This is a genomic window from Bacillus sp. mrc49, from assembly GCF_002803435.1.
Window position 1 is genome coordinate 1 of sequence record NZ_PHNG01000630.1, and the last position, 8,721, is coordinate 8,721.

An 8,721-nucleotide genomic window follows, 5' to 3' on the forward strand; every position below is an offset into this window, starting at 1 on the left:
ATTCATTCCGTAATTCCTCCTCAAAATGTGCGTGATTCGCTTTTTAGTATTTATGTGCAACATGTCTTCATAAAGACATGAAAAAGCCTGTCCCATAATTATTAGAAAATTCTACTCCATTTTAACATGTCTATTTTAGAAGTGATAGTGTAATTTTATCGAACGTTAAATGTTTTTACATTTGTAAATGTTCGTATTTAACTTATTATTTTTGTATAATACTTCATTTAACCTAGGTTCACAAGCTAAAATGACTTCCACCCCCCCTGAAATACAGTTCCCTTCCATTTATGACGATTTAAAAATGGCATGGCTTGATGGAACTTGTCTACAGTCAGGCGCTGTCCGTTTCAAGAAGCATTGCAGATATTATCCTTTAAACGTCACTTTCCGCTCGGATCAGGACTATCAGAGGATGACTTCATTTCTTGTGCAGGCCATCCAAATCGTCAAAAAGGGTTCCGGAATGAGACCTCCGAAACCCTGCTTATACACTGAACATGCCTCATACGAGACCAGGCGTGCGTGCCAACCGTCTACTCAATGACAACTCTTGTTGACGGAAATGTCCTGATAGACGGCCCGCTCCCCGCCGATAAGTTTGGGGCGGGTTTTTGCCATGGTCACATGTGCGTGCCCTATTTCCTTGATGGCAGATCGAAGCGGAACGGCCACATGCTTTAAATGCATGCCAATGAAGGTATCCCCAATATCTATGCCCGCTTCCGCTTTAATATGCTCCACGACTACGGCATCTTTCCATTGTTGATAGGCGTATGTAGCCATTGATCCGCCTGCCGTCCTGACCGGTATGACGGACACTTCTTCATACCCTCTTCGCACAGCCGTTTCCCTTTGCAAGACCAAGGCCCGATTAAGATGCTCGCAACATTGATAGGCCACTTGGACACCGGTTTTTTCTTGAAAATCGCTCACAACGGAAAAAATCATCCCGGCAACATCGAGCGTTCCTTCCGTGCCGATCCGTTTTCCCATCACTTCACTTGTACTGCAGCCAATGACCAACAGTTGTTTCTCTTTCAAGGCCGCCTCTTCTTGAAACTCATGCAAAAGTTCCCGAAACTGGTTTTCCCATCTCTCAAGTTCATTTGAAATTTTAGCTCCACTTGACATGAAAACGCATCCTTTCAATAAGAAAACTTGCTATCCGAAGAAAAGTCAAATCAATGCATATCCTTTTCAAGGATTTACGCTTCAGCTATGTTTTCCTTCATAGTCGGCTATTTTTCCGATCCTATTTTGATGGCGGCCTCCTTCAAATTCCGAGGTCAGCCATGTTTGAGCGATTTCCCTGGCAAGTCCAGGTCCGATGACACGCTCTCCCATCGCCAGCATATTGGTATCATTATGCTGACGGGTCAATTTAGCGCTATAGACATCATGCACCAAAGCACAGCGTATCCCTTTGACTTTATTCGCTGCAATGCTCATCCCAATTCCTGTACCACAGATCAAGATGCCCCGATCGAACTCACCCTTTGCCACTTTTTCAGCAACAGGCAAGGCATAATCCGGATAATCGACTGACGTACTGCATTCACAGCCAAAATCCTCAAACGGGATCTGTAACTCATTCATTAAATTCTTGATTTCTTCACGGATATGAATTCCACCATGATCCGAGGCAATCGCAACTTTCATCAAAATCCTCCTCTTGCTTTTTATTTGATTTCATTGTGTCACAAAATTATGAAAAGATAAAGGATGGCGGCCGCCGTCCTTGTCCAAAAAGAAGCAGGAAACCGCTCCGGTCTCCTGCAGGGAATTTTCAAGTGTGAAAGCGTGTAATGGTGCTTTTCAGATTTTCCGCTTGGCTTTTGAGTTCCAACGCCGATTTTTCGACGTTTTCCATCATGTTTACCTGCTCGTTTGTCACAGCCATAACCTCCATCGCTCCAGCAGATGTCTCCTGAGCAATGGCAGCCACTTCCTGGGACTGCCTGGATGTTTCCTCTACACTTTCCATTTGACGATCAATAAGCTCTGTAATATCTTTTACCGCAGCGACAACATTATGTACCGTTTTTGTCATGCCTTCTATAGCTATATCCGTTTCCGTCCCCTTTTGAGCCTCTTCATTTGCCGTTTTGACCTGATCACTTATCTGTTTGACGACAGCCCTGACTTCAACCTGAATGTTTTGAACCAAGTTCGAAATGCCCTGCACAGCTTTAGCACTTTGATCCGCTAACAGCCGGACTTCTTCAGCAACAACAGCAAAACCTTTTCCATGCTCCCCCGCCCGGGCTGCTTCGATGGAGGCATTCAGTGCAAGCAGGTTCGTCTGTGCCGCGATATTTCCGACAAGCCCGATGATTTGTTCCACTTTTTTTGCATGCTCCTCCAAGCGCTCGACAGATTCCAAAGACTGTTGGTTTCCATATGCAAGCTGCTTGATGCCATCGACCAAGGAATTGACTACGGTTTTACTCTTGATGAGTTCTGCAGCCATTTCACCTGATAGACCGACGGACTCCTGCGCTTTTGTTTGAACCTCCTGGGCTAAAATGCTGACCTCGTCAATCGATTCGGCCGTATTCATGATGGAAGCGGCTGAGGTTTCCGCCCCTTTGGAAATTTCCCCGATCGTCATTGCCATGTTTTCTGCCTGTTCCGATGCTTTTGATGATTCTTGAGAAATATGGATAACCTTTTCATTCGTCTCATGGAAATTCGCTTCAATATTCCGAACCATCTCCCGCAGGTTAGAGAGCATATGGTTGAAGGCGATGCCCAATGAACGGATTTCATCATCCGTCTTCGGCAGTACAACCGCTTCATTAATACTGCCATCGGCGGCACTCAGCACGGCCCTTTCCAAATTTTTCAACGGCTTGGTAATGACACCCGCTGCAAAAAACGCAAGAATCCCTGACCACAATATTCCCAATAAAAGTGTCCCTGCACCAAAACTAAGTGAGTTCATTTTGGCAAAAAACATGGGCTGGACCATGAAGATGAAAAACGCTGAGATCGAATAGGTGATCAGAGCGAGGACCGTGATGAAGATAACTAATTTTTTTCTCAAACCAAACTTATAACCCGAATTTCCCACCATGCTGTTTCCCCCTGTAGACTTCTTACTCTTGCAGCCTCATGACCAATTTTTCAATTAAATCTTGCAGCTCCTTGAACGTTTCCCGATAAATGCCTTCCGAACCGCCAAATGGGTCGATTATGTCTCTATCATATTTATCGTCAAGAACGAACTCTTTTAAAGTAAAAGTCTTATCGATCATATTGGGGTGCCCACTGATGATGACGGCTTTATGCCCTTGGGTCATGGTGAAAATATGAGTCGCCCATTCCATTTCCTCTTTGGTTAGAGGCTTCGATCGATGATTATGGACAATGTCATTTTCAACGAGAATATGACTAGCGTGCATCGAAGCACTATGCCCAGCCGAGGCGTAAACGCCAGCTGACCTCACTTCCACACCCGGAATGTTCTTATTCTTCAAAATCGCTTCTGCCATTGGGCTCCTGCATGTGTTGCCTGTACATACAAATAATATTCGGATCATTTTTATGCCTCCCTTTTTATCCATTATAAGCCTTCGCAGAATTTTTATAGTCAAAAAAAACGACACTGCCTATATAAAATCCCTTTGCCCATGATTGAGCATTTCCGCCCTCAACCAGAAACAAAAATAAAAACCGCCCCAGAAACGGAACAGTTGAGGAAGGACGAATATGATGTTGGATTTATTTATAGTGAGAACAATAATTTCAAACCAAATGCACATAGGATGCTGCCGCCAAGAATCTCACTATAAACACCGAGCAACCCCTGCATTTTTCTTCCCAGTAAAAGACCTGCCCACGTCAAAAGGGTGGCAGCAATCCCAAAACAAAGAATGGTCACAACCGTTTTTGCACCGTAAATCCCCAGGGTCAAGCCGACCGAAAAGCTATCCAAACTTACACCTAAGGCGAAAATCAACAGGCCTTTCCCAACAGGCGCCAGCATCTTATTTTCCCTTGAACCGGATTCATCCTTTTTACCCGGAATGAACATTTGTATTCCAAGTATGATCAGCAAAAGACCACCTGCATATGTGGCAAAGGTTCCAAACTTATCGGAAATGAAACGCCCTGCCCCCATACCAAGTAAAGGCATCCAAATATGAAAAATGCCTACAACCAGCCCTATGGAAAATATTTGCCTCAATCTCAGCTTAAACATTCCCATGCCGAGACCGACTGAAAAGGCATCCATTCCCAACGCGAATGCCATAAGCATTAAGGTGATGATTTCTCCAGCAAATGTATTCATCCCAAACCTCCCTCGGACGTGCCTACTACATGTTATGCATGTCCGAAAAGAAATAGAAGGATAAAAATCAGCGCTTATTTATACATGCCATTCGTCAATGACTTGGTGACCTGCCGCCTTCTCAAGGCGATTCATGACTGCAGCACCAATACCTGATTCAGGAAAACTTTCACTAAAAATGATATCCACATCCAACTCATCAAACTGACGCAAAGCATCATATAGCCCTGTGGCAACTGTGTCCAATTCCGCCAATGAACCAGGGACAACCACATGCTCCGCCCTATAATCAGCTTCGTGCTCAAGAGCCGTTATGATGCCAACCCTGAGCCCTTCCTTTCTTTTTTCATCGACGAGCCTTTGCAGGAAAGCTGGATGACCTTTGACTAAATATAGAGGGGCTTTCGGTGCATAGTGAGTATATTTCATGCCTGGAGCCATTGGGGCCGTATCCTGATTCTTCAAAGCTACATCCTGCTGCACATCGCCGATGACGGCCTTCAGTTGTTCCAGAGTCACCCCGCCGGGCCTTAAAATAATCGGGACCTCCACCGTGCAATCAAGGACCGTGGATTCCACCCCTACACCTGTCGTGCCTCCATCGACTATACCTGCAATCCGCCCGAATAAGTCATCCTCGACATGTTTAGCCGAAGTAGGGCTTGGTTTGCCTGAAGTATTGGCACTGGGAGCAGCAATAGGCAGATCACTCGTGCGAATGATGCCGAGGGCAACCTGATGATCGGGCATCCTGACGCCAACCGTGTTCAATCCGGCTGTCACAAGGTTTGATAGCTTGCCCGGTTTATGTTTCAAGATCAATGTCAAAGGTCCTGGCCAAAATTCAGCCATAAGCCTGCGAGCCTGTTCGGGAATGTCTTCAACAATATCCTCCAGTTGCCCCTCAGAGGCTATATGGACGATCAAAGGATTATCACTTGGACGGCCCTTCGCTTCAAACACTTTTTTCACCGCTTCGTCACTTTTGGCATTCGCTCCTAGTCCATAAACGGTCTCTGTAGGAAAAGCAACCACTTGGCCGGCCTTTAACAATTCAGCCGATTCTGTAATTTGGGGATAACTTTGTAAATTATCCACATTTTTATCCACTGACCAAACTTTCGTTTTCATTTTAAACACCATCGCCTTTTACCATTTCTTTTTTTATCCAATCGCTTTTATATGAGCGATATTTTCATTAAATCGCATAGATTTTACTTAAAAGTACTTTGAAAGTATAAAAGAAGTATACACAGAATTCAAGCGTTATCCACAAATTGTGGATAAGCATATCGAAACGGTGGATAAGTTTGTGGATATTAATGATTAATGACAGACTTTTTCGATATTTTGTTAATAACTCTGTGGATATGTTGTTCAATAACTAAAAAAGAGGGTCATTGCCCTCTTTTTAAAATAGATCATTGAAAATTTCCGCGAATAATGACTTCACTTCCACCTCGGGCTCCTTTTCCCCTTCATACAATTGTTGGCTCTGTTCAGTCGATTTTGCTAGCTTTTTTTCCTCCTCTGGCGCCGCCTTCGCATTTCCCTCTGATTCCACAGCCTCTTCCTTCACCGTATCCACCTGCGCTGCCGGTCTTGCCGATTCCACTGTGACTTCTTCCTTGTTCCGCGCCTCAGGCGCTTTTCCCTGTTCCTCGGTGACTTCTGCTTTTGCTTGTTCATCTGGAGCAGAGTTCTGTTCTTCCTTCGTTGCAGCATACACCTTGCCCCTCGAGGCTGTCTGCGCTTCCTCTTCTTCCTCCGTTATCGGACTTTGGCTCACTGCCGTCCCATTTGAAAAATCAAGAAAGCATAAAGGCGGGAACAAGACACACCACCAATTCGCTCCTTCACCTTCACCGAGCGTGATGATCACTGCTTCATATTCCCCAGCCGGATATAAGTATTGCCCATAAAGTTTTGTCGGAAATTCCGCTTGGCCAAAATCGACTTTCACTGACTGTTCCAAACCATTCTCCCTTACGACCGCCTCCGCCTTGGCTTGAATATCAGGCAGATGAGAGGTGATTACATCCCTCGCCTCATCCAAGGAAGTAAGCTCCTGGACCCACTTCGTGATATCCTTATTAACCTCATCCCTAATCAACCTTTTGACTGCTTGATCCTTTTCTTCATCGCTATTTGCTAGTATCCTCAGGCGGATTGCCTCATCCGGGATCACCTTGGTTTCTTCGGCGCCGACCACTTCCGCTTTCGGCATATATATACTTACGATCGTTCCTATCGTTAAGATTACTAGATAAATAATGGCTAAATGTTTAGTTTGCATCGCCTTCGCCCCCTCACATGAATCAGTCTCACCATTTTCCATCTATCTTAAACTAGTAAAATAAAAAAAATGGTAAGCAGGTAGATTCCGTATGCAAGCCAAACAAAAAAATCCGCCCCTAAGGAGGGCCGGATCATGTTAATGCAGCGAAGACCATTCGATCTTTTTCATTAATGTCATTCTCAACCGATACCAGAGCGTCAGGAAACGTCCGCAGCAGCATGTCAGCAACCGCCTGCCCCTGCCCAGCGCCCACCTCGAAGCCAACCAGTCCCGGTACATTCATGACCAGCGGCAACTGTTCCATAAAGCGGCGGTAAAAGTCCAGACCATCGCTGCCGGCAAATAAGGCACGATGCGGCTCATGACCCGTTACCACTACTGACATGGACTTTTGATCATCAATCGGGATATATGGAGGGTTCGATAAAAGGATGTCCACTTTTTGGTTTTGCTCAATAAACGGCAAAAGCAAATCACCTTGCATGAACTGCACCTCGGCACCAAGGGCTCTAGCATTTCCCCTCGCCACTTCAAGGGAAGGTTCCGCTATATCCGTTGCCGATACGAGCAAGCTTGTTTCTTCAAGCTTCATCGTAATCGCAATTGCACCGCTGCCGGTACCGATATCCGCTAAACGGAGCTTCTCGCGCTTATTAAAAATGGACGGCATCTTACGGAGTGCATGATAAATCAATTCCTCCGTTTCAGGCCTCGGTATCAGCACTTCTTCATTCACACAGAAGGTCCGTCCATAAAACTCTTCACTGCCGATTATATATTGGATCGGCGTTCCCTCAACATGGAGTTCCACAGCCTCCTTAAAACGCCCAAAATCAGCTTCGCTTAGCTCATCATGCAGGTTCGCCAGCAGCATGGAGCGGGTTTGTTTCAAGAAATGCTGTAATAGGATTTCACCGGCATTGGCATCACGATCATTCTCCTTTAAAAAAGAAGAAGCCCATTTAAGGGCTTCGAACACTTTCAGCGCAGAATCACTCATCTGCATTTTCCAGCCTGGAAGATTGGTCTTCCATGATCAAAGCATCCACGACCTCATCAAGCTTGCCTTCCATGATCTGATCGAGCTTTTGGATCGTCAAACCGATACGGTGATCCGTAACGCGGTTTTGCGGAAAGTTATACGTACGAATCCGTTCGGAACGATCGCCCGTCCCGACTGCAAGCTTCCTATTTTGATCATATTCCGCCTGCACTTCACGATGGATTTTATCGTATACCCTCGCCCGCAATACTTTCATGGCTTTTTCTTTGTTCTTGATCTGTGATTTCTCATCTTGACAAGATACAACCGTATTGGTCGGGATATGGGTCAATCGCACGGCAGACATTGTCGTATTGACACTTTGCCCTCCAGGACCGCTTGATGCGAACGTATCGACCCGAACATCCTTATCGTGGATTTCGACTTCCACTTCCTCCGCTTCCGGTAAAACGGCGACCGTGGCCGTAGAGGTGTGAATCCGTCCGCCAGACTCGGTTTCAGGCACACGCTGAACGCGATGGGCCCCATTTTCGAATTTCAATTTAGAATAAGCGCCATTTCCATTAATCATGAAGATAATTTCCTTGTAGCCCCCAAGCCCGGTAGGACTTGCCTCGATGACCTCTGTACGCCAGCCCTGCACCTCGGCAAAACGGCTATACATGCGGTATAGGCTGCCGGCAAACAAAGCCGCTTCATCTCCGCCAGCAGCGCCGCGAATTTCCATGATTACGTTTTTATCATCGTTCGGATCCTTTGGAATGAGCAATATTTTCAACTTATCTTCAAGACCTTTTATCGTCTCCTCAAGTTCGTTGATTTCCTCTTTTACCATATCACGCATATCCGCATCAAGTTTGTCATCAAGCATCGCCTTGGCTTCCTGGAGTTGCTCACGAACCGTTTTATACTCCTTATAAGCCGACGCGGTTTCTTGAATGCCGGATTGCTCCTTGGAGTATTCCCTTAATTTCTTGGAGTCATTGATGATTTCCGGGTCACTTAAAAGTTCATTCAATCTTTCATATCTATCTTCTACTGCTTGCAATCGATCAAACAAATCATTCACCTCATAAATTTCCCGATTCAACGATATGAATCGGAAGTAATCCATCTTTTTTC

The 8,721-nt window shown here is 45.5% G+C and carries 9 protein-coding genes and 1 pseudogene; all 10 read right to left on the bottom strand.

Annotated elements, in window-relative coordinates; all coding sequences use genetic code 11:
• Positions 1 to 540: 540 nt before the first annotated feature.
• Positions 541 to 1,134: a TIGR01440 family protein gene (locus CVN76_RS06500; protein WP_100530586.1), complete on the bottom strand. Its 594-nt coding sequence runs from the start codon at positions 1,132 to 1,134 to the stop codon at positions 541 to 543.
• An 81-nt stretch (positions 1,135 to 1,215) separates the two neighbouring features.
• Complete coding sequence (rpiB, locus tag CVN76_RS06505) at positions 1,216 to 1,662, bottom strand: ribose 5-phosphate isomerase B (RefSeq protein WP_057911903.1); 447 nt, start codon at positions 1,660 to 1,662, stop codon at positions 1,216 to 1,218.
• A 127-nt stretch (positions 1,663 to 1,789) separates the two neighbouring features.
• Entirely contained in the window at positions 1,790 to 2,737 is a 948-nt protein-coding gene (locus CVN76_RS06510) for a methyl-accepting chemotaxis protein (protein ID WP_442857557.1), read from the bottom strand.
• Positions 2,729 to 3,079 (bottom strand): annotated as a pseudogene (locus CVN76_RS32335) (HAMP domain-containing protein); the annotation flags it as partial. The pseudogene CVN76_RS32335 and the gene CVN76_RS06510, both read right to left, overlap by 9 nt.
• A gap of 22 nt (positions 3,080 to 3,101) precedes the next feature.
• On the bottom strand, positions 3,102 to 3,545 hold the full coding sequence (locus CVN76_RS06515) for a low molecular weight protein arginine phosphatase (RefSeq protein ID WP_100530628.1): 444 nt from the start codon (positions 3,543 to 3,545) through the stop codon (positions 3,102 to 3,104).
• 185 nt (positions 3,546 to 3,730) lie between these two features.
• Entirely contained in the window at positions 3,731 to 4,297 is a 567-nt protein-coding gene (locus CVN76_RS06520; protein WP_100530629.1) for a manganese efflux pump MntP, read from the bottom strand.
• A gap of 78 nt (positions 4,298 to 4,375) precedes the next feature.
• Positions 4,376 to 5,428: an L-threonylcarbamoyladenylate synthase gene (locus CVN76_RS06525; protein ID WP_100530630.1), complete on the bottom strand. Its 1,053-nt coding sequence runs from the start codon at positions 5,426 to 5,428 to the stop codon at positions 4,376 to 4,378.
• A gap of 280 nt (positions 5,429 to 5,708) precedes the next feature.
• Positions 5,709 to 6,593 carry a stage II sporulation protein R gene (spoIIR, locus tag CVN76_RS06530; RefSeq protein ID WP_100530631.1) on the bottom strand — a complete coding sequence of 295 codons (885 nt, stop codon included), beginning with the start codon at positions 6,591 to 6,593 and terminating at the stop codon, positions 5,709 to 5,711.
• A 133-nt stretch (positions 6,594 to 6,726) separates the two neighbouring features.
• On the bottom strand, positions 6,727 to 7,596 hold the full coding sequence (gene prmC / locus CVN76_RS06535) for a peptide chain release factor N(5)-glutamine methyltransferase (RefSeq protein WP_269800028.1): 870 nt from the start codon (positions 7,594 to 7,596) through the stop codon (positions 6,727 to 6,729).
• A complete protein-coding gene (gene prfA / locus CVN76_RS06540) occupies positions 7,589 to 8,659 on the bottom strand; it encodes a peptide chain release factor 1 (RefSeq protein WP_157805576.1) in 1,071 nt (356 codons plus the stop codon). Before prfA ends, prmC begins: the two co-directional genes overlap by 8 nt.
• Between the last annotated feature and the right edge of the window lie 62 nt (positions 8,660 to 8,721).